We start from the raw sequence: 21,895 nt of genomic DNA on the forward strand, positions 1-21,895 counted from the left end.
CTTAATCGCTTACTCTAAACTAAAGATTACTTCAATCCGTAAACTGCGTTGGTAATGAACAAAGCTACCGCCTATAAAAAAACTGCCTAAGAATTACTTCTTAGACAGTTTCATTTGAGTGGTTTTTAAACTTATATACAATCCATCATTCTTCTTTTATTTTATAAGTACTTTCTTTATAGCATAGCTACCTTTATTCTGAATGTATAAAACATACGTTCCTTTGGCATATTTAGATACTTCAACAGCTTCTATATTACTTGCTTTATAGTTCTTATAAACCATTTGACCTTGAAGATTTACTAACGCTATCATTTCTACTTGTTCTTGTTGTGGGACTTCTATATTCAAAATAGAACTGGTAGGGTTAGGATAGGTTTTAATAGCAAGGTCTGCTTTAAAAGCAACTTTTTTACCTGATGATAATCTAGGTGCTACTGTAGTATTTGATGCTGGTGGCGTAGCTGCATTAAATACAAAACATCTTTTACAACCTGTATTAGGGTTAATTAACTCCAATCGTAACCAATCATTTAATCCATTGGTAGCAAAAATAGAAGTATTTGTTACCGATTGCCCATTATTAAGTGGATAAGCTGTACCTCCTGTACAATTAGCAGCATCTAATCCTGATTGACTACTTGCTTGGTACCAATTCATAATCAACGGTTCTGGACTGCTTACACTTACTACATGTCCAATATTAAGTACTGCGCTTGAAGTAATCGTTACTTTTGATGGTGCAGCAATTGCTAAACTAGTAGCACTACCTACACAAGCACCATTGCTTGGCGTAACACTAACAGTACCTGCATTACCATCTAATTGCAAAGTAATCACTTGTTGATTAATTGGTCCTACCGGTGTCCATTCTTTCGGATAACTCCATTGATGTGCATCCGCAATACCTTGTGTATCTGCTGTAAATGTAATTTGTCTATCACAAGTAATTGCTCCTTTTGTTATAGTTGCTTTAGGCTGTACTGTTACCACCAAAGAAGTAGCTACAGACTCACAACCTGCTGTGTTATAAGTAGCAACTTTTAATGTATACGCTCTATGTGCATTAGTAGGTGTAAAACTAAAATTAGCAGGAGCAGTAATGTGTTGACTACTGATTCCCCCAGTACTATCAATTATAGTCACCTCTGCATTTGAAGCGCCTTTGTAATCAATTGCATAATTATAAGCAGCATCAGGCAACACACAAATAGTTCCAGTAATACCTGGGGCAATTGGCGCTATCTCAAAATTATGTGATGCTGATGGTGGCGTAGTAGGATTGGTACAGTTATTTGCTCCATCTAAAGTAGCTGTAACTGTAAAGTTTCCTGTTGTATTTGCTGGAATCCCACCTGCTGGAGGAATTAATGTTAAGGTATTTCCATTATCTCTACGTTGCCAACCATTATTCGTTAATTCCGCAGGAATGTCCCATTTATATTTAGCAAATGGTGTAGCGGTAAATGTAAAATCATTGGTTATATTACTTTGTATACAAGTAGCTCCTTCTATAGCTACTGTATTCCCTCCTCCAAATCTATTTACAAAAGCAGTTGCAGATGAACTTTTACAATCTGGCTCTGAAATATCGGCTGCACTAACTGTTATAATACCACTCTCAGTATCTGTAAAGCTAATTTCAACTTTACTTCCATTGGTTGTTTTTGGAGTAACCGTCCAATTGGCATTCCCTCCAGTACCCCATGTGTATACTTTATCTGCTTCAGGATTGGTTACTTCAACTTCTAAAGTAGCTCCTGTTGTAGCATCAGCACAATAAATTTGTTGAGACAACTTAGGTGTTGCAGGACTTGCTGTAATAATTCTATCAAATGAATGTTTCCCTAATACCGTATTTGAAATTCGTATTATAAAATTTCCTACGTTAGAAGGCTTTGCATTTCCTTGGTAAATAACCGCTGCTGCATTTCCGTATAACTCACTCGACTCTATTTTTAAAATAGCAGGATCAAAAGTATTCCCATTTGAGTCTAATAATTCCCACTCAAAAAGTCCATTTCCTGCAATAGCATCTGTAACTGTATAGGCTGTTGATTTACTAGCATCTAAATTATTATCTCTTAAACAGGTAACTCCTAATATTTCAGATGGCGTAAAGTTTTTTAATACTTCCCACGTTCTACTTGGTCCTCCTCCGCATACACCTGTACAAGCGTCTACAAAAGAAATACTCAAAAATCCTTTACTTATAGCTCCTGGAATACTAGCAATGGTTACAGTAGACACATAGTTTCCGTTAGCGTCTGGAGTAGCCGCAGTACTTTGACTTGTTATTTGTATACCTCCAAAAGCAAACCAAGCTACGTTTAAAGGCACTGTATCTGTAATACTTACTACTTGATGTGTAGGATTTGATGTACCCGACTGTACATTTAATGGAATCCATGGCGATCTTGTTTGAATACCATTTGGTTGATTAATATCACCATACAACAACGTAAAATTAGGATTCAATTGATTACTTGTAGGATTGATGTCTATATCATATCGTACTACAGTATCTGGAGTAGTAGAAGTATCTATAATTTTAACAAACACTTTTCCTGTTCCTCTAACTACCAAGTTTACTTCACTAGTTCCTGCAATAGTTAATGAACTAGTTCCTGTTGAATTACTAGGTGCATTTACATCTTTAAAAAGAAGTGGCCCTGTAGCGTTCCATGTAAAGGTAGCTTTACTTACATCTATATTATTGGTATTTGGTGATAATTTAATAGTTGCCCCACATCCATAATTTGCTGGTGTTAGCGTAATGTCTGTTTGTGCTTGCAGTTGTACACCGGTAAATAGCATACAAAGCACTGCACTTACTTTTGCAAAAATGCTTTTGAGATTTAGAACATTAGCATGTTCTTTTAATTTCTTTGTCTTCATAATAGTTTAGTTAAATCTTTTTTGTTGATGAAAAGTGTATATACACTTAAAAACCGCCTCAAAGCTACTCATTAATTAAACTGACCATATAACCCGAAAAGGGTGATTTTTTATTTTTTTTCTCCTATAAAATAATAGTTATAATTGGTATTAATCATTCTCATCATACCTTATGTGTATACTACTCCGTAAACTACATTTGTATGATAAAACTCAACGTCATTGCAAGACACGAAGCAATCTCTTTATTCTACTGACAGATTACTTCACTCCGTAAAACTGCGTTCGTAATGACGCTACTCATTATGATTTAGTTATTACTTCTACTTGTTAAATTGTTTACACCCGAAGGTGGAAATCAACAACACCCGAAGGTGGAAATCAACAACACCCGAAGGTGGAAATCAACAACACCCGAAGGTGGAAATCAACAACACCCGAAGGTGGAAATCAACAACACCCGAAGGTGGAAATCAACAACACCCTATAAAGTGGATGATAAACATCCACTTTATTACATCTATTAATTATTAATGTAACATAAGCATGTATTTCCTAGCAGGAAGTTTCTTGAGAAGTGTTGAAAACCTTAATCTTGATTTATGTAGATTTTTTACACTACGGTAAGCGTAAATGTCGAATCTATTATACGAACATGTTTTAAGTAGGCTTTGCTCCCTTTGGTTGCTTGTGTTTTGATTCGGATTGTATAGTTTCCTGCCTCTAATTCGGGAACTTGCCCTATCAATTTTTTGTATTGATTTACTACTAGCGATACTTTGTATTCTGTTTGGTCTTCCGATACAAAATACACACCTACCGCTTCTTCGTCTTCTCCCGCTATTTTTAGTCGAGTTCCTAAAATCTCAAAGATGCTATTGGGCGTTAAATAGGTATTGATTGTTTTTGATGCATAGTCTTCAAAAGTATTTATATGAGTAACATATCTAGGTACTGTTACTTTTTCCAGTGGCATGTGCTTTTCAATATTCTTGATTATTTTTCTAGAGTGAATGTTTACTTCTAGTTTATGCTTTTCTGGATTATAATAATCTTCTTCACTTTCAAAATTACCTTTTATGGAATAGCTAAGATTAAATAATGGTAGGTTTAAATTATTTCCTTCATTAATACAGATTCCTATTTCTTCGTAATAAAAATTTAGTACGGCTACAACATCGGTTTTACTAATCAGGTTTCGCTTACTTAGCATTTTATCTATTAACGCTTCTTGATCTATGGAAGGTTTTGCTAATATACGGGCTATATAGTTAGTTTCTTCTGATAGGTTATTTTCGGTTAGGTAGTACTTCATTGCATAGTCGTTTTTTTATTGAGTATTCCTTTTTCTTACTGTACACTTCTTTGTGATATCTGCGCTTTTCAAATTTAATAAGTATTCTAATATGTACAAGTGAGTTTACTTGTTTTAGTAATAATTCAAGACTAAAAAAATCTCTTTTTTTAACAAAATAAATTTTTATAAAATTATTGATTAATTTAAATTCAATTATAAAGCTACTTTTTTATTAGTAAAGTTACCTTAACATAATTACAAAAAATTTGCAATACATTAACATATACTAAATAATATATTTAGCAAAAACTAGTTACCTTTAAATAACCAAAAGGTTAGATTAAATAACAAGGTTTAGAAACTAAAAAAAGTAACGAACCTACGGCTATTTATAAAATACACTTCTTTATATACAAAAAATTAAGGCTATATATTCAATAAATAAAATGTTACTTACAGTAATATTAAAGAACACAAATACAACAAAACAAACTAAAATTAAACAAACAAAGAAAATGAAAAAAGCAACTAAACTTTCAATCATTATCATGGGGGCATTTTTTGCTAGCTGTGGTACTACACAAAACTCTTCACAATCTGGTGAATCAATCTTAACTAATTTAATATTCTCACAAGGTGATGATAATGGAGATGGTTATTTATCTTTTGCTGAAGTATGGGAAATACAAAAAGACGACGAAGATGAGAAAAAAATAGCCCAGCAAAAAGGGATGTCACTTAAAGAAATGGTAAAACAAGACTTTAATAAAGCTGATGTAAATAAAGATGCTAGGCTTTCTAAAAAAGAATTTGCTGCTTCTTTACAAGATGTTAGTGATTCTAAAAGTTAACAGATGTAACCTAAAAAGTAAAACCTCAAGACAAAGTTTTGAGGTTTTATTTTTTTACTGTTATAACATATGTAAACTACCAATTTCTTGCTGCGTTAACTCACGCCATCTACCTCTTGGTAAATTTCTTTTGGTAAGTCCTGCAAAAATTACACGGTCTAATTTTATTACGTGATACCCAAAATGTTCAAATATTTTACGTACTATTCTGTTTCTACCTGAATGTATCTCAATACCTACTTCTGTCTTCTTTTCTCCTTCTACATAAGATACTGCATCTATAAACACCTTTCTTCCTTCAATGATTACATCTCCTCTCAACTTCTCTAAATCTGCTAATGTTAGTTTTTTATCTAAAGAAGCATGATATAGTTTACGTACATTATGTTTAGGATGTGTCAATTTTTTAGCTAACTCTCCATCATTTGTAAACAGTAATAAACCTGTAGTATTTCTGTCCAACCTACCTACTGGGTAAATACGTTCTTTAGTAGCATTTTGTATCAAATCCATTACCGTTCTTCTTCCCCTATCATCCTCCATAGTGGTGATATAGTTCTTTGGTTTATTCATTAGAACATAACGCTTTTGCTCCATAGAAATAGTAGTTCCATCAAAACGAACCTCATCTGTAGGTTGCACTTTATACCCCATTTCAGTAACTAGCTTCCCATTAACAGTAACACTTCCGTGTTCAATATAGGTATCCGCTTCTCTTCGTGAACAAATTCCTGAATTGGCAATAAACTTATTTAAACGTACTCCGGTATTTTCTGTTTTTTTAGAAGTAGAAGGTTTAGGTTTTCTAAAATCTTTTTTAAATTTATCTTGATTACGAGGATTGCTGTTACGCCCAGCTTGTCGTCCTCTCGACGAGTTTTTTGAATTCATATCTAATTTAAATTTAGCGGCCGCAAATGTACGTTAATTATTTGATTTTTAATCTAAAACATTAACAACCTTATCTAAAATTAAGGTTTTATCAATAAAAATCAAACTAAACACTCCTATTAATAATAACATTTTCAAAACATTATGTAAAAAACGATATTGACTTCTATGGGTAGCTTTAAAAATATAAAACCCTACAAAAATTAACACTACTGCTGCTAGGTAAAAATAGTATTTCATATAAGCAATAGCTGGATAATTAAATAATAATACTACGGGTACTAATGTTAGTACTAATAGTAATAAAATAGTTTTTTTAGCCGTAACTTCTCCATACTTGACTGGAAAAGTAGTATAATTATTTGCTATAGCTCCTTGAATATTTTCTAAATCTTTAATTATTTCTCTTACCATTATCACTAGAAAAAGAAACATGGCATGTATAAATATAACTTTTGAGAAGTTCTTATAATGCACAAAAATGGTAAAAAATGGAAGAATGGTTAATACAGTTACACTAACCAGCCCTATTAAAGGATATTTTTTTAATTTATGTGAATAAAACCATATTCCAAAAATATAGACGGCAAAAAAAAATGCAGCTCTCCAAGACACCAACAAACCGAAACAAAACCCTATAAAGTTTAAAAAAAAATATAAAGACAATTTTGTATCCTGTTTTACATAGGAATCAAGCCCTGCTTTTATAGGTCTATTAATCCTATCAGCTTTAACATCATAAAAATTGTTTATAATATATCCCCCAGCTACTACACAAACAGTTGCTAATACTAGATATAATAAATGCCAATCAGACATTACATATTTAAGCGATCTTTTTTCTGAGAAAATAAAAATAGCAGCCAAATACTGGGCTGCTATTAATACTAATATGTTATATCCTCTGACTACCGATAAGAGACTAAATATTTTAAAAAAAAGAGTGTTTGCTTTTGGTGCACTCATAGTAAAATGATACTTAAAAACGATACACTAACTCTAATTTATAATCCTTCAAACTCTGTTTAGCCTTTTCATAATCTTCTGTGAAACCTAAAATATAGCCTCCGCCTCCAGAACCACATAATTTTAAATAATAATCATTGGTTTGAATACCTTTTTCCCATACTTTATGAAAAGCTTTAGGAATCATTGGCTTAAAATTGGTTAAAACTACCTTTGATAACTTTTTTACATTTCCGAATAACGATTTAATGTTTCCTTGTAAAAAGTCTTCAATACATGCATCCGTATGAGTTGAAAATTCCTCGCTAATCATTTTTCTAAAACCTTCGTTTTTCATTTTATTCATAAAAATGCTAACCATAGGTTCAGTTTCTCCTATTTGCTCAGAGTCTAATAAAAACACAGCTCCTTTACCTTCTTTCTGTGAAGGTATTCCTGTTGCTTCTATATTTTCTTTGGAATTAATTAAAATTGGTAAACTTAAGTAAGAGTTTAATGGATCTAATCCAGAACTTTTCCCATGAAAGAAAGATTCCATCAGAGAAAAAATCTCTTTTAATTGTAAAAGTTTATCTCTAGTTAAGTTTTCTAAAACCGTTATTTTATCTTTTGCATACTTATCATAAACAGAAGCTACTAATGCTCCAGAGCTTCCAACTCCATAACCTTGTGGTATAGAAGAGTCAAAATACATTCCATTTTTAATATCTTCTTCAAGATTTTCAAAATCAAATGAAACAATGTTTGTATCTAAGTTTTTTAAATAATTATAAAACTTAATCAAACTTTCGTTTGACTTTTTAGCTTCTCCTGTTAAACTTTTTGCAGATTTCAAAGCTCCTTTGTATGAGTTAAAAGGAATTGCCAACCCTTTCGAGTCTTTAATAATTCCATACTCTCCAAAGAGTAAAATCTTAGCATAAAATAAAGGTCCTTTCATCATTTTTTGTAATTACAATGCAAAAATACAAGTAAAACTACTAGTTTACAATTTATTAGTATGTATTTTTATAAAACGTTTTCCAAACTCCTGCTTTTTCACCATTTTTATACTTTCCTTTTTCTTTAATTTTTCCATTTCTATAAAAAATTTTCCATACTCCTTCTCTCTTACCATTCTTATATTTTCCTTGTTCTTTTAGTTCTCCTGTTTCATAAAACACTTTTCGAACTCCATGCAAGTTGCCATTTTTATAGTTTGCCTTGTGAGATACTTTTCCATTGCTATGGAAATAAGTTACCAGCCCATTAAATTTCTCTTTTCCTTCTGCTGCTGCATTTACAGAGCTAAACCCTTCCATTTGGACTTGTCCACTCTTATAATAATCTACAATCCAATACCCATCTTTAATTTTTTTAGGTTCTGGACGATAGTAAACTGCCAAATCTTCTGTGGTTTCTTGCCAATTGGCATCATACCACGTTTTCTCTTGGGCAATTAACGATGTTGTTAAAAACCCAACAAGAATTACGAATAATAATGTTGAATTTCTCATAATTTAAGGGAATTAATAAGTTAAAAAGGTTGTGCACCTATACCTGTATTATCACAAATATACTGATTTTTTTGGCAAAATCTTACTAACTCTTCCTTTAAGAAAACCTCAACCTGCTGTTTTTCAGACTCTGGATACAAGACATGTACATTAGCCCCAGCATCTAAAGTAAAACAAACATTACTTCCTGTTTTCTTTCTATACTCCCAAATTTTATGAATTATTTCTAATGTGTTTGGCTTCATTAATATAAAATAAGGATTACTTGTAAGCATCATAGCATGTAACGTTAAAGCTTCACTTTCTACTAAATTCACAAACTCTTTTATATTCCCTTCTTGAAGTATTATAGATAGTTTACTTAAATTCTCATTAGCTTGCTTAAAACGCTCTTTAGCGTATGGATGGTCATGCATTAAATTATGCCCTACCGTGCTAGACACTTGCTTTTCTCCTTTATCTACTAATAAAATAGTATCTTGATAGTTATCAAAAATTGGGTGAATTTTGTATGGAAACTTAACTCCAAATAAATCAGAACTTCCTTCAATCTCTTCATGCTTTCCCCATATAACCATTGGTCCTTCTATACTTCTACTTGCACTACCTGAGCCTAACCGCGCTAGAAAAGAAGCTTTTTTAACTATATAATCTTCTGTTAGTTCAGGATTCAATTTTTGCTCTAAACTCACCAAACACATTGCTATTGCAGCCATACCACTTGCTGAAGACGCAATTCCACTACTGTGTGGGAATGAGTTTTCAGATCGAATTATCATTTCATATTCAAAAACATATGGGCAATACTCTTTAACTCTATCAAAAAACTTTGCTATTTTAGGTTTAAAACTTTCCTTTTTTTCACCTTCAAAAAAAAGTTCAAAAACTGGTTTCTCTACCATTGGTATTTTTATAAACTCTATAGAAGTTTGTGTATAACAATTATCTAATGTAAAGCTTATAGAGGCATTTTTGGGCAATTGAGGTTCACTTTTACCCCAATATTTAACCAATGCTATATTGCTTGGTGTTTTCCATTTAAATAAAGCCTTTTCAACTTTATTCAAACTACCTTCATATATAAAGTCTGATGTATTCAATGTGAAAATTTTTAGCAAATATACTTCTTCCTTTTTTTAATAATACATAACTATAAAAAAAGACTGCCTATATAATATAGGCAGTCTGCTTTCAAAAGATAAAATTGTTCAAAAATTTTAATTTAATTCAAATAGTTACATAATATATTTCTGGTTTTACCTTTTTTCTAGCTATTTTTAGTTAACGTCCCACCATAATTTAGTAGTATACGTATCTGCGCCTCCTTTAAGCATTGCCTTAGCTTTTTCTACGTTAGCACCATTGATAATTTTTTCTCTTCCTGAGAAAATTAATCTAGTTGGTATATCAGCTGCAGTTTTTCCTGCTGGCACATTAAATGTAGGTGAATCTAAACGTCTTGCTTCAGCCCAAGCTTCTGGTGATTGCATAAATAATGCTACCCATTTTTCTTCACCAATTTTAGCTAATTTATTAGTTGCATTATCTAAATTAGTACTAGGTAAAGCTAAATAAGTTGAAACTGCATTATCAATATCAGCTGCTGCCCAATCAACAATTCCTGCTTGAAATCTAATTGAAGCTTCTACTGCTTTATCGTAATGCTCTTTTGCTGATCCAGACACCGCATATCCACCTCTTACAGCTGCTTCAGCTAAGAAAAACTCAACTTCAGCATAATCAATATATACCCCAGGGGCATCTTGTTTCCCTGTATAATGGTTTTTAGCCCAATAACTTGAAGCCTCGATTGTTTTATATCCTGCATAAGCAGCATTGATATGTGAAAAATCCCACCATCTACCTGTATTTCCATACACTATACCTCCAGAACTACCCCAAGGTTGAGATGACCAATAAATATTAATTCTAGGATCTTGATTTGCTTGTTGTAAATCATAAATAGTATTACTAGGCGCTACTGGTATACCCCAACCTGTTAAAATACTTTCATAAAGCCTACTTCCATTTGGCGTTCCTATGTATTGAAAAAGAGCGTTATCAGCATTAGAAGCAAATACTCCACCATTTTCATTTACAGCCTTATTAAAATAGTCTTTAGACAAATCTGGGGCAACATCAGAAACACGCATTGCATAACGTAATAAAATTGAATTTGCAAACTTTTGCCACTTTGATAAATCTCCTTTATAGATGATATCTTGAGCTCCTAATCCTAAACTAACACTAGTATCAACATTAGAAGATACTGTATATAATTCTTGCATTAATCCCTTGTAAACATCTTCTTGAGACTCATATGCTGGAGTTTTCTTCCCTACAATATCAAACGCCTCTCTATAAATAGCTGGTCCATTTGCATCAGTAACATGTTGCATACCAAAAGCCTTCAATGTAGTAACTATTAAACTCCATGCGGCTCTTTCTTCTTTACTAATTTCAGCTTCGGTTCTTTTTGCAATATATTCTTCAATTTTTATAGCTTGAAAAATAGAATTATAATAATTACCTACGTATGAATTCAACAACCCATCCCTAAAATTAAAATTACTTTCATTGCTAAAAGATGTTTGAGAGAAATGTTGTGATTGCACAAACATTACATTACTATTTACACTATGATTTACATAATGATTCATTAAAAATGACTGAGCAGTTGGCAATAAAAACCTAGGCTCTACTTCCTCCGGACTTTTAGTATCCGTATTTGTTTTGTCAAAATCTTCAGTACAAGAAGCCCCTATAACTAAGAACATTCCTAATACAATACCTTTTGATATATTTTTAAACACGTTCATTTTTTCCTTTTTTAATAATTAAAATCCTAATTTAACATTAACTCCATACGATCTAGTGGTAGGTAAAGTACCTATATCTAAACCTTGAACATTACCAACACTATAAGTTGATTCTGGATCTATATGATCTACATTTCTATGTAAAATCGCTAAATTTCTACCGATAAGAGATATACTCAATGTAGAGATATTTAATTTATCAGTTAATTGGGTTGGGAAATTATAAGATAATGCAACTTCTCTTAATTTCACATATGAAGCATCAAATACAGAAGCTGCTTCAGGGTTATGAGAATCGTTAAAAGCATCCTTAGTTTCTACTCTTATATCATTAGGAGTACCATCTTCTTTAACTCCATCAACAATGATTCCACCTCCATCTGCAATTGGTAAACGGATATCATTTCCTAAGTCATTTACACCAACTGTTTCAGCTAAAATACCTGTATGTCTACCCCAACGATGCGTTAGAGAAAATACATCTCCTCCAATTTTAGTATCTATCAATGTACTTAATGAGAAGTTTTTATAAGTAAAAGTATTACTAAAACCTGCTCTCCATTTAGGGTTTACATTTCCTATTACCGCATTATCTTCAGTTTGCTTATAGTAACCATCTGCATCTACTACTTTGTTTCCATTTGCGTCTCTTACAAAATCTGTACCTACTAAAATAGGGTAAGGCTGTCCTACTCTAGAAACCACGTCTACATGGTTTGAGTTCAATGTATGTGAATCAATACCTGGTGCTAAAGCATTTACAAGACTTGTATTAGTTGCCCAATTAATTCCAGTATTCCATGTAAAGTTCTCTGTTTTTACTGGTGTAGCATTAATAGCAACTTCAAATCCTTCATTTTCTAACTCTCCAATATTGTCAGTTTGTCTAAAAAAACCTGTTGCAGAAGAAACGGTTCCGTCTACTACTAAATTTTTAGATTTTTTGTTATAGTAAGATACATCAAATCCTATTCTGTTTTGGAATAACTGCATTTCTAAACCAATTTCATAAGACTCTAAATTTTCTGCAACTAAATTAGGATTAGCACTAGTTCCTCGTGTACCATACCTTACAACATTTCCAAAGTTCCCTATATTAGCCATTGTATTGGTATATCTAGCAAAACCAGTACCTCTACCTACTTGTGCCCAGTTAGCTCTTAATTTACCAAAACTAATCACATTAGAACTTAACAATTCTGAGAAAATAAAACTCGTAGAAACTGAAGGGTAGAAAAATGAACGAGTACTAGATGGTAAAGATGATGTCCAATCATTACGCCCAGAAAACTCCAGATATAACATTTTTTTATACCCTAAAGAAAGCGTACTATACACACTTTGAGTTTCTATTAAAGATTCCCAATCACCTAAAGTACGTTCTAAAGAACCTGTATTATTTAAGAAATAAATATCGTCAATAACTAATCCATTTCTAGTTCCTCCGCTCAAACCTTTAGTACTATTTTGTCTTTTACCAATACCAATCATTCCTTTAATATTAAAATCATCAGTAATATCTTTATCTGCATTAAGCATTAAGTCAAAATTTTTCTCAGTACCTAATCTTAAAGACTTAGTATATCTTGATTGCGCAAACGAACCATTAGCTATTCTCGTTTCAATATTAAAATCATAATGATCAATTGTAGCACGTCCCATAGCTGATAACCAGTCGTTAAACTCGTAATTAACCACAGCATTAGCAATTAAACGATTACGAGTATCTTCAGGATAGTTTTTATATACTGTCCAGTATGGATTTTCCCAATAACGAGGGTTTCCATTAGTAGCAGATGATCTATTCCATGTTCTCATAGTACCATCCATATTCGTATAATTTTTTAAACGATCATAATCTACATTTGTTTGCATCCACATTCCTGCATGCGCCATAAATGACAACGAATTTTGCCAATCATACCCTAAACCTGGACGGTTCTTTGCATAAGTATTAATATACTGTACCCCAACCGAAGCAGATAATTTATCACTTAGGTTTAAACCTCCATTAAAGGCTACAACATTTCTTTCTAAAGTAGAGTTTGGAATCGTACCCTCTTGATCTGTATTCGTATAAGAAAGTCTAAAGTTCCCTTTTTCTCCTGCTCCTTCTAAAGCTACATTATTTACTTTTAAAACACCTGTTCTAAAAAAAGCTTCTGGGCCATTCTTAGCTACTGTCCATGGTCTTGTTTTCAAATAAGTTGAACTATCTGCAGCATCAAAAGCATCCCAATGTAATACTTGCTCATTAGGGTCGAATTTTGGTCCCCAACTCTCATCTACATCGTACTGTACAACCTTATATGTATTTCCATCTATAGTAACTTCATCAAAAGTTGTTTTATTTCCACCCCCATATTGATCTTGATAATTAGGCAACGTTGATCTATTTATTTGATCAAATGTAACCGAAGAAGAAACCGTAACCCCTAATCTATTTTTTGAAGTACCTTTTTTAGTAGTTATTAAAATAACTCCATTCGCTCCTCTTTCACCGTAAAGTGCTGTTGCACTAGCACCTTTTAATATAGATACGTTCTCTATATCATCTGGGTTAATATCTGAAGCGAAATTCCCAAAATCATATCCACTTGCTCCTCTAGCAGTTTCTCCTGAGTTTGCATTTCCATTAGAAATAGGCACACCATCTACTACATAAAGTGCTTGATTACTTCCTGTAATAGAAGCTCCTCCACGAATAATAATATTTGTAGAACCACCTAAGTTTCCAGATGAAGTAATGTTAACCCCAGCTACTCTACCACTAAGACTACTTGTAACATTTGTAGTCTTAACTGTATTCAAAGCATCTCCATCAACTTTTGTTACTGCATAACCTAATGACTTCTTATCTCTAGAAATACCTAATGCTGTTACAACTACTTCTTGTAAGACATCTGAAGAGTCTGTTAGTGTTACATTAATTACACTTGCTGAACCTACTACTTGTTCAACTGTCTCTTTACCCACGAAGCTATAAACTAGTACATCTCCTGTTTTAGCTTTTACACTATAATTTCCATCAAAGTCTGTTTCAGCTCCCTTAACAGTTCCTTTGATAATTACACTAACTCCTGGGAGTGGTCCTGACTCATCGGATACAACTCCAGAAATTATTTTTTCTTGCGCAAATGTCACTTGCGCTACAAGAAAAAACAACCATAATAACTTTATTCTCATGTTAAAAAATTTAAATTAGATATTCCAAATAAATTAAAATAAAACGCCATTTACTAATTAATGTTAATATGGTATAGTTATGTGATAATTATATATCTTAAAACTACTTTAAATAAAAAAAAACCAACTAAACAGTGGTTTTAATAAAGTTTCAATAATAATGAGTTATATTATTTTACCTCTTGATTTTCAACTAAAATGACTTAGTTTTGAAATTATATCTTCTTTATACCCTCTACTTATTGGCAATGATTTATTATTAACTTCTACAAACTCATTCGTGTAGAAACTTATAAACTGTAAACTGACAATATATGACCTATGAATTCTTAAAAAACTATTATTTGGTAGTTTATTTTCTATATTAGATATTGTTTCTCTTATTACAATTGTTTTTTGTTGTGTATGTATTTTAACATAATCACTTAAACTTTCTACATATACAATATCTTTAAAGTTAACTTTTTGCATTTTCCTTTCTGATCTAACAAATATAAAGTCAGGTTTACTTAGTTGTCCTTCTACTTCTACGCTAGTTTCTTTTGTATTAGATATTTCGTAGAATTTATTTACAGCTTGCAAAAAACGGTCAAAAGCAATTGGTTTTAATAAATAATCCACCACATTTAAATCAAATCCATCAACAGCATAATCTCTATAGGCAGTAGTAAAAATAATTTTTGTTTTCTTTTGTAAAGATTTTGCTAGCGACAACCCTGAAACCTCAGGCATATTTATATCTAAAAAAAGTAAATCAATTGCAGTATCATTTAAAACAGTTAGTGCCTCCATAGCATTTGAACAACTTTGCAGCAATAAAAGATTAGGGATTTTACCTATAAAGGTAGTTAATATCTCCCTTGCCATAGGTTCGTCATCAACTATAATACAAGTTATCTTATCATTCATTTTTTATTGGAATTTCAAGTTGTACATCAAAAACATCTTCATTTCTCCTTATTATTAGCTTAAAGTCTTTTTCATAAAGCATTTCTAATCGCTTTCTTATATTTTCTAAACCTATTCCTTTGCTCTTAACCAATTCTTTTTTATAAGAATTAGAAATTTTAAACTTTATTTTTCCTTCTTCCATTATTAAATAAATACCTACTTTTAAAATTCCATTTAATTGTACTCCATGTTTAAATGCATTTTCTACAAAGGGCAACAACATCATTGGAGCAATTTGCACCTCCTTGTTCACTCCTTCCTTTTTAAAGCTTACTTCTAAATTATTTTGAAATCGCATTTTTTCCAATGCCATATAATCTTCTATATGTTCAATTTCTGCTGACAACAAAACTAAAGGCTTTTCTACTTGATATAAAATATAGTCTAACAAATTAGATAATTTTAAAATCATGTCTGGAGCTTCATCTGCTTTTTTTAAAGCAAAACCATACAATGTATTTAATGTATTAAATAAAAAATGAGGATGAATTTGCATTTTTAAAAACTTCAACTCTTGCTCTTTTAACCTTAGCTGAGTTTCTAAAAACTTATTCTTTATATCTTCATTATTTAATGCTGATTTATAGTGGTTTCTTATCAAACCTAACATAATTACAATAAAAACTATAAAATAAACACCTAAGATCACAAAAATCAACCCTTTAGTCAAAGGCGGTGCTCCATCTATTAAATGATTTGAAAAAACTAGTCCATATAAAATGGAAAACACGATTAACGAAAAAGAAATTATAAATGTATACACTGTATACAATACAAACAACCCATGTTTCTTTCCCAACAAATATTTTGGGATTAAAAAGAAATAAAAAAAGTAACTGATTACAATTGTTATTGGCATCAAGTATATTGAAAACCTATTAACGTAACTCGTATTACTGCTTCCGTATCCTAAGAAATAAGTGTAAAAGAAATAAACTCCTACCCAAAAAAACATATGAATAGCAGTTTCTGTTATGATTTTTAGTAACGAGAGTAATTTTATCATAATAATGCAATATCTACTTTTTTATATAGAATCCTACTTTTTTGCGACGAAATTCAAAAAAAGAAAGGGATTTACCATTTTTCTATTATAGGGATACTCATCTCTATAGATTTACCTAGTAAAAACAACTAAAAAGCTTGCATTGTATTCAAAAAACGATATTAAGCAATACTTCTTTTATAAGAGAGACTATACTTTTTATTATAAAAACATGTAATTTCGTTATCTATCTTATAAATCTGTAGAGTTATCGCAAAAAAATAAAAGTAAGCTAAAACCCTAGTAGTTTTGGAATATCAAATTTAAAAACTTAAAATTATGAAATTATTATTCTCAAACTTATTAAATGATGGCGGTCCTATTTTTATGTATCCTACCTTACTAATGCTTTTTTTATGTCTCTTTTTTATTATTAAAACATTCATTAGCGGAGATACTAATGATACAAATAAAAAATTGATTCACCATATAAGCTTGTTTTCTTTAGTTTGGGGCTTTTTAGGAATGATGCTAGGATTAATAGGGGCTTTTGACGCAATGTCTATGGCTAATGATATTTCTACTGGAGTATTAGCTGGAGGATTAAAAATAGCTTTATTATCACCTTCTTTTGGTATGGTTGTATTTTTAATTGCTCGATTAGGATTGGTTGGGTTAACCTTTAAAAAGTAACAACTTAAAATTATACTCTCTAAAGTTTTTTACACCCATTTTTTTCATAACAAACAAACTACTCACCTAAAAACAAGTAGTTAAAAACAATCTCTTTTCCGTGTTTATTGATTTTACAAATCAATGAATTTTAAAACTTACATTTAAGAATTCTCAGCGATTACTATTGATATTGCTCTTAATTTTCGATTTCTTATTTGTAAACCTTAAAACAGAATTATTGTCTAATCTGTTTTATTAAATGCTTTTTTTACCCAATTCAAAATTGAATTGGGTATTTTTGTACTTATAAAATACTACTACGAATTTTGAATAGAAAAATTAAACTTATTTGGGACTTTAAAGGTCCTGATGGACTTGAAACAGCTAAACATCATTGTATACACCTACATGAGTTTGCTAAAACTGACAACCTTTCATATCACGAGGTTAATCATAAAACTTTAAACGATTTTCATACTATTGCATACATAACTGTGGATGAATCTAATATGAAAATTTTTAGAGATGCTTTAAAACCACATAGAGGAGAGTTAGCTAATTAAAAGCTTAACGTAACTTATCAATAAAATTTTAACGAATTAATCTATCTTTTTTAATTTAAAAAAAGTATATTACCTAAAAGTTTATATTTATGAATGGTGTCCGTATTTTTCTTTTTATTTCCCTGATTGCCATTTACAACACTACTGCACAACAAAGTCACTCAAGTTTTTCCGCCCATAAATCATTAGCTGATGCCATCCGTATTAATAATGAAATTATTGAAGGAAGAACTCTCTTTTTTGAAAAACAAGCCGAAAAGAAACCTCTAATGTTCCAAAAGACAAAGGTGAGGATTAGTGAACTAAATAGGCTATCTAATAACTTATCAAAATACATAGTGGAGCTACAAAGTAAAGTTAATACAGAACGTGTTTTGTATGATTTGCTAGAAAGTGAACATTATAAAGAACTTCTTTTTAGTTATGACAATGCACTATCCTATAAAGGGAAAAAATTAAAAAGAAAAATCGATAGTTTATACAATCATGCCTTAAAAATTAACGTTCATAAATTATCTCAATTAGAAAATTTTTACGAGACAAGGTTTAAGACAGAAGGAGATTTCTTTGACAGCGAGCAAAATAAATTAAATTATTTTGATTATCTATTTCACGATAAATCAAATTATGGAATTATGATGGCTATGAATTATCTATTACTGGATGTAAAAACTTTTCAGTTATTATACTTTGGTTCTGTTATGAGTTATTAGTGTTAGCTGCTATATATTTTGCACATATATAACCGCCTGTCCAAGCATTTTGAAAATTAAATCCTCCTGTTACTGCGTCAATATTTAAAACTTCACCCACAAAAAACAAGTTTTTATTAAGTTTACTTTCAAAACGTTTAAAATCTATTTCTTTCAGGCTAACACCTCCAGCAGTAACAAATTCTTCCTTAAAAGTAGTCCTTCCATTAGCATTAAACAAACCTTGGGTAAGCTGGTTAGCCATTTTTTGTAATTGTTTATTACTAAGATCTGCCCAATTTTGATTGGGTTTTACGTCTGAAGCTATAATTAATCGTTCCCACAACCTACGAGGTATATCTGAAAATGGAGACTTTACAATGACTTGTTTTTTACTTTGATTCCTTTTCAGTTCTTGTAATTGCTCTAATACCTCTTCAGTTTCTTGCCCTAACCAGTTTACCAACACATTATATTGATAATTTTTATCCGCTAAAACTCTAGCCCCATGAGCTGATAATTTTAAAACAGCTGGACCACTTATTCCCCAATGAGTTATTAATAAAGGCCCGGAATTCTCAAGTTTTGTCTTCGCTATCTTAACTATTGCATTAGAAACTGAAACTCCTCCTAAATCAAAAATTCTAGGATCTTTTATATTGAAAGTAAATAATGAAGGAACAGGTTGCACAATTTGATGACTAGATTTTTCTATCATTTCCCAAACTTTTTTGCTACTGCCTGCTGCTATTACCAAATAATCAGCTTTAAAAAGCTTTTCCTTTGTTTTCACTTTCCATGTGCTACCTTCTTTAAAAAAGTCAACCACTCCATGATTTTTCAACACTTTTATTCCTAAATCATTTACTCTTTTAGCAAAACAATCTATAATTGCTTGTGAAGTGTTAGCTTCTGGGAACACCCTATTATCTTCTTCTATTTTCAAAGGCACTCCTCTTTCTTCAAACCATTCAAAAGTATCTCCTGTCATAAATTGATGAAAAGGCCCTAATAATTCTTTTTCTCCTCTAGGGTAAAACTTAACTAACTCTTTAGGCTCAAAACATGCATGTGTTACATTACATCTTCCTCCTCCTGAAATTTTCACCTTTTGTAATACATCTTTCCCTTTTTCCAAAATAGTTATACTCAAATCAGGGTTTTGTTCTTTTGCATTTATAGCTGTAAAAAAACCCGCTGCTCCTCCACCTATAATAATTACGTTCTTCATAGTATCATTTCGCTATAAGGTAATATTGTAGTAAATCCTTTTTCTTTAAAATATTTTATCGAAGTTTCATTTCCTGTTATCAATACAAAATCTCCTCCCCAGGCTCCTAAGCTTTTTATAGCTCCATTGTAATCTGGAAACAATTTCTTTTTTACCGTCTCTTGCTTAATAACTTTACTTATTAATTTTTCATGCTCTTCAATAACTTTATCTAATGTATTAATTGAATCAGCTTGTAAAAACTCATTTGTAAGCACTTCTATTTCTGGAAGTAACTGCCTTATATTTTCTTTATTTTTTTTGTACTGTGCTATTCCTTCTCTACTATTTTGTTTTTGATTTAGATGCACAAAAAATAATTGATTTGTATAATCAGGATAATAATTTATTTCCTCTATCTGTGGTTGAGAATTATTAACCTTATACAATATTGGCATGTTATGTTTAGCACAAGCAATATCGTAACCGCTTCCAGAAAAAGCATTCCATAGCAAAGTAAAAGGATTAACTTTTGCCCAAGAAGCTATGTTATTTATTAAGGTTGAAGAACTCCCTAACCCCCAATTTTGAGGAAAGGATAAATTAGTTCTCACTATATACCCTTTATCAGCTTTCAAAAACTCAGGATTTAAAGTTCTAGCTTCTTGTAAAATATTTTGTAATGTTTCTGCTATAAATTCAGCACCTCCTTCTTTATCTGAATTAAATGTAGCCGAAGTTAATCGTAATTTAGGCAAACTAAATGCAGCCTCAAACCAACAAACGCCTTCATTGGTAAAACTTCCCCAAATAAGTTCAGGTTCATTAATAGGCTCAATTATTAAATCTTGACCAAACTTTGTTGGAACTGCTAAAGCTTTTACTCCATCTAAAACAAGATATTCTCCTGTTAATAATAATTTTCCGTTACTATAAAATCGATTCAATTTATTTTTTTAACTCATTAAAAGCTTCTACTACTGCACTATGAGAAACTGTTTTATTTTCAAACTTTTTAGCTATTGTGTTTTTTTCTTCAGAAGAGGCTCCTAATTGATTTAAGATATTCATAAGGTGCATTTTCATATGACCATGTTGAATTCCTTTCGTTGTCAAAGCTCTCAATGCTGCAAAATTTTGTGCCAATCCTGCTGTAGCCATAATTTCCATTAACTCAGGAGCTGAAGGTCTTCCCATCATATCCAAAGACAACTTAGCCATAGGATGTAATGCTGTTAAACCACCTACAGTTCCTACTGCTAAAGGAATTTCAATCCAAAACTTAAAAACATCATCTTTTACCTCACAATGTGTTAAGCTTTTATACTTCCCTTCTTTAGATGCATAAGCATGTGCACCAGCTTCAATTGCCCTAAAATCATTACCAGTCGCTAAAACAACAGCATCAATTCCATTCATAATACCTTTATTATGTGTTACAGCCCTATAAGGTTCAATTTCTGCTATTTTAACAGCTTGTTCAAACTTCTTTGCAAACTCTCTTGGATTATCTCCTCCTAAATCTTCTACTTTACATGAAACTTCTGCTCTAACTAAACACTCAGGAACATAATTTGATAAGATACTCATTACTATCTCTATGTCATCACGCTTAAACTCGTTTGCCATTGCTTCTAAACAAGAGTTAATAAAATTAGCTCCCATAGAATCTTTGGTTTCAAAAGTTACATGTATCTGATAATAATTTTCTAAATCCTGAGTCTTATCAACTAACTGAACATCTAAAATTCCACCACCTCTCTTTTCCATATTCCTTGTTATAGAGGCGGTAGCCTCAAGAAGTTTAGGCTTTTGTTCTTCAAAATATTTTGCCAACTCCTGCTTGCTTCCTTCATACATAAAATGTACTTGACCTATTTTAGTAGTAGCCCTAACTTTGGTCTTAAATCCTCCTCTTGTACTCCAAAACTTAGCTACTAATGAGGCTGCTGCTACTACAGAACTTTCTTCTACAACCATTGGAATTACCATTTCTTTACCGTTAATAATAAAGTTAGGGGCTATACCGTAAGGCATATAAAAGTTAGTAATGGTATTTTCTATAAAATCATCATGCAATTGTTGCAGTGCTTCATCAACATTCCAATATTGTTTTATAGTATTAATAATCTCTTCTTGATTATTAAAAAAATTCTCTGCTAACCAATCAATTTTTTCTTGCTTTGTTAATTTAGAAAATCCAGCAATTACTTTAGGCATCCTTAATATTGTTTTAACGGTGTCAAAGATACAGGAAACTTAGAATTAATTAACAAACTAAGGAATTAGTCTAAAAAACGTTTTCTAATTTAGTATTTAATAACCTCAACCTCTATTCAGCCAATTAATGTTTCGTTATGAAAAACATACAGCAACACTCGCTTTTAACTATATATCAACACTTTAAAAAGCAAC

General features: G+C 31.3%; 18 protein-coding genes. 4 read left to right on the plus strand and 14 right to left on the minus strand.

Going from position 1 to position 21,895, the window contains the following annotated elements:
• Window positions 1-156 precede the first annotated feature (156 nt).
• Together ABNT65_RS11650 and ABNT65_RS11655 are read right to left on the minus strand one after the other, a co-directional pair.
• Window positions 157-2,898, minus strand: a complete 2,742-nt coding sequence (locus ABNT65_RS11650) for a T9SS type A sorting domain-containing protein (protein ID WP_348745918.1) — start codon at window positions 2,896-2,898, stop codon at window positions 157-159.
• 613 nt (window positions 2,899-3,511) lie between these two features.
• Entirely contained in the window at window positions 3,512-4,213 is a 702-nt protein-coding gene (locus tag ABNT65_RS11655) for a DNA-binding domain-containing protein (protein WP_348706975.1), read from the minus strand.
• A 497-nt stretch (window positions 4,214-4,710) separates the two neighbouring features.
• Between ABNT65_RS11655 and ABNT65_RS11660 the strand changes: the two genes are divergently transcribed.
• Entirely contained in the window at window positions 4,711-5,046 is a 336-nt protein-coding gene (locus tag ABNT65_RS11660; RefSeq protein ID WP_348706976.1) for a hypothetical protein, read from the plus strand.
• 60 nt (window positions 5,047-5,106) lie between these two features.
• On the opposite strand, the gene ABNT65_RS11665 is transcribed toward ABNT65_RS11660, so the two are convergent.
• From ABNT65_RS11665 to ABNT65_RS11705, 9 genes are all read right to left on the minus strand, one after another.
• Entirely contained in the window at window positions 5,107-5,937 is an 831-nt protein-coding gene (locus ABNT65_RS11665; protein WP_348706977.1) for a pseudouridine synthase, read from the minus strand.
• A gap of 48 nt (window positions 5,938-5,985) precedes the next feature.
• On the minus strand, window positions 5,986-6,903 hold the full coding sequence (locus ABNT65_RS11670) for a geranylgeranylglycerol-phosphate geranylgeranyltransferase (RefSeq protein WP_348706978.1): 918 nt from the start codon (window positions 6,901-6,903) through the stop codon (window positions 5,986-5,988).
• Between the two features lie 13 nt (window positions 6,904-6,916).
• Complete coding sequence (locus ABNT65_RS11675; protein ID WP_348707114.1) at window positions 6,917-7,843, minus strand: mevalonate kinase; 927 nt, start codon at window positions 7,841-7,843, stop codon at window positions 6,917-6,919.
• Between the two features lie 55 nt (window positions 7,844-7,898).
• The gene (locus tag ABNT65_RS11680; RefSeq protein WP_348738203.1) at window positions 7,899-8,399 is read right to left on the minus strand and encodes a hypothetical protein; all 501 of its coding nucleotides are present in this window, start codon (window positions 8,397-8,399) and stop codon (window positions 7,899-7,901) included.
• Between the two features lie 20 nt (window positions 8,400-8,419).
• Window positions 8,420-9,499 carry a diphosphomevalonate decarboxylase gene (locus ABNT65_RS11685; protein ID WP_348706980.1) on the minus strand — a complete coding sequence of 360 codons (1,080 nt, stop codon included), beginning with the start codon at window positions 9,497-9,499 and terminating at the stop codon, window positions 8,420-8,422.
• Window positions 9,500-9,676: 177 nt separating this feature from the next.
• The gene (locus tag ABNT65_RS11690; protein WP_348706981.1) at window positions 9,677-11,218 is read right to left on the minus strand and encodes a SusD/RagB family nutrient-binding outer membrane lipoprotein; all 1,542 of its coding nucleotides are present in this window, start codon (window positions 11,216-11,218) and stop codon (window positions 9,677-9,679) included.
• Window positions 11,219-11,236: 18 nt separating this feature from the next.
• Window positions 11,237-14,404: a SusC/RagA family TonB-linked outer membrane protein gene (locus ABNT65_RS11695; RefSeq protein ID WP_348706982.1), complete on the minus strand. Its 3,168-nt coding sequence runs from the start codon at window positions 14,402-14,404 to the stop codon at window positions 11,237-11,239.
• Window positions 14,405-14,593: 189 nt separating this feature from the next.
• The gene (locus ABNT65_RS11700; RefSeq protein ID WP_348738210.1) at window positions 14,594-15,313 is read right to left on the minus strand and encodes a LytTR family DNA-binding domain-containing protein; all 720 of its coding nucleotides are present in this window, start codon (window positions 15,311-15,313) and stop codon (window positions 14,594-14,596) included.
• On the minus strand, window positions 15,306-16,361 hold the full coding sequence (locus ABNT65_RS11705) for a sensor histidine kinase (protein ID WP_348706984.1): 1,056 nt from the start codon (window positions 16,359-16,361) through the stop codon (window positions 15,306-15,308). The genes ABNT65_RS11700 and ABNT65_RS11705 overlap by 8 nt, the downstream gene beginning before the upstream one ends.
• Before the next feature lie 318 nt (window positions 16,362-16,679).
• Here ABNT65_RS11705 and ABNT65_RS11710 point away from each other — a divergent pair, with 318 nt between their 5' ends.
• The 3 genes from ABNT65_RS11710 to ABNT65_RS11720 all read left to right on the plus strand — a co-directional run bounded on the left by ABNT65_RS11710 (window position 16,680) and on the right by ABNT65_RS11720 (window position 18,291).
• On the plus strand, window positions 16,680-17,033 hold the full coding sequence (locus ABNT65_RS11710) for a MotA/TolQ/ExbB proton channel family protein (RefSeq protein WP_348706985.1): 354 nt from the start codon (window positions 16,680-16,682) through the stop codon (window positions 17,031-17,033).
• 308 nt (window positions 17,034-17,341) lie between these two features.
• A complete protein-coding gene (locus tag ABNT65_RS11715; protein WP_348706986.1) occupies window positions 17,342-17,578 on the plus strand; it encodes a hypothetical protein in 237 nt (78 codons plus the stop codon).
• Window positions 17,579-17,667: 89 nt separating this feature from the next.
• A complete protein-coding gene (locus tag ABNT65_RS11720) occupies window positions 17,668-18,291 on the plus strand; it encodes a hypothetical protein (RefSeq protein ID WP_348706987.1) in 624 nt (207 codons plus the stop codon).
• Here ABNT65_RS11720 and ABNT65_RS11725 read toward each other — a convergent pair.
• Genes ABNT65_RS11725 through ABNT65_RS11735 form a run of 3 tightly spaced genes read right to left on the minus strand, consistent with a single transcriptional unit; the run spans window position 18,278 to window position 21,700 of the window.
• The gene (locus ABNT65_RS11725; RefSeq protein ID WP_348706988.1) at window positions 18,278-19,501 is read right to left on the minus strand and encodes an NAD(P)/FAD-dependent oxidoreductase; all 1,224 of its coding nucleotides are present in this window, start codon (window positions 19,499-19,501) and stop codon (window positions 18,278-18,280) included. The genes ABNT65_RS11720 and ABNT65_RS11725 overlap by 14 nt on opposite strands.
• Window positions 19,498-20,427, minus strand: a complete 930-nt coding sequence (locus tag ABNT65_RS11730) for a GYDIA family GHMP kinase (RefSeq protein WP_348745919.1) — start codon at window positions 20,425-20,427, stop codon at window positions 19,498-19,500. The genes ABNT65_RS11725 and ABNT65_RS11730 overlap by 4 nt, the downstream gene beginning before the upstream one ends.
• 1 nt (window position 20,428) lies before the next feature.
• Window positions 20,429-21,700: a hydroxymethylglutaryl-CoA reductase, degradative gene (locus ABNT65_RS11735; protein ID WP_348706990.1), complete on the minus strand. Its 1,272-nt coding sequence runs from the start codon at window positions 21,698-21,700 to the stop codon at window positions 20,429-20,431.
• Between the last annotated feature and the right edge of the window lie 195 nt (window positions 21,701-21,895).

This window comes from Tenacibaculum sp. 190524A02b, from assembly GCF_964036645.1.
In the GTDB taxonomy this organism is placed as follows: domain Bacteria; phylum Bacteroidota; class Bacteroidia; order Flavobacteriales; family Flavobacteriaceae; genus Polaribacter; species Polaribacter vairaonense.

What these genes read in the sequence shown, in the direction of transcription:
- ABNT65_RS11650 (WP_348745918.1), bottom strand. Translation starts at nt 2,898, where the DNA reads ATGAAGACAAAGAAATTAAAAGAACATGCTAATGTTCTAAATCTCAAA.
- ABNT65_RS11655 (WP_348706975.1), bottom strand. Translation starts at nt 4,213, where the DNA reads ATGAAGTACTACCTAACCGAAAATAACCTATCAGAAGAAACTAACTAT.
- ABNT65_RS11660 (WP_348706976.1), top strand. Translation starts at nt 4,711, where the DNA reads ATGAAAAAAGCAACTAAACTTTCAATCATTATCATGGGGGCATTTTTT.
- ABNT65_RS11665 (WP_348706977.1), bottom strand. Translation starts at nt 5,937, where the DNA reads ATGAATTCAAAAAACTCGTCGAGAGGACGACAAGCTGGGCGTAACAGC.
- ABNT65_RS11670 (WP_348706978.1), bottom strand. Translation starts at nt 6,903, where the DNA reads ATGAGTGCACCAAAAGCAAACACTCTTTTTTTTAAAATATTTAGTCTC.
- ABNT65_RS11675 (WP_348707114.1), bottom strand. Translation starts at nt 7,843, where the DNA reads ATGAAAGGACCTTTATTTTATGCTAAGATTTTACTCTTTGGAGAGTAT.
- ABNT65_RS11680 (WP_348738203.1), bottom strand. Translation starts at nt 8,399, where the DNA reads ATGAGAAATTCAACATTATTATTCGTAATTCTTGTTGGGTTTTTAACA.
- ABNT65_RS11690 (WP_348706981.1), bottom strand. Translation starts at nt 11,218, where the DNA reads ATGAACGTGTTTAAAAATATATCAAAAGGTATTGTATTAGGAATGTTC.
- ABNT65_RS11695 (WP_348706982.1), bottom strand. Translation starts at nt 14,404, where the DNA reads ATGAGAATAAAGTTATTATGGTTGTTTTTTCTTGTAGCGCAAGTGACA.
- ABNT65_RS11700 (WP_348738210.1), bottom strand. Translation starts at nt 15,313, where the DNA reads ATGAATGATAAGATAACTTGTATTATAGTTGATGACGAACCTATGGCA.
- ABNT65_RS11705 (WP_348706984.1), bottom strand. Translation starts at nt 16,361, where the DNA reads ATGATAAAATTACTCTCGTTACTAAAAATCATAACAGAAACTGCTATT.
- ABNT65_RS11710 (WP_348706985.1), top strand. Translation starts at nt 16,680, where the DNA reads ATGAAATTATTATTCTCAAACTTATTAAATGATGGCGGTCCTATTTTT.
- ABNT65_RS11720 (WP_348706987.1), top strand. Translation starts at nt 17,668, where the DNA reads ATGAATGGTGTCCGTATTTTTCTTTTTATTTCCCTGATTGCCATTTAC.
- ABNT65_RS11725 (WP_348706988.1), bottom strand. Translation starts at nt 19,501, where the DNA reads ATGAAGAACGTAATTATTATAGGTGGAGGAGCAGCGGGTTTTTTTACA.
- ABNT65_RS11735 (WP_348706990.1), bottom strand. Translation starts at nt 21,700, where the DNA reads ATGCCTAAAGTAATTGCTGGATTTTCTAAATTAACAAAGCAAGAAAAA.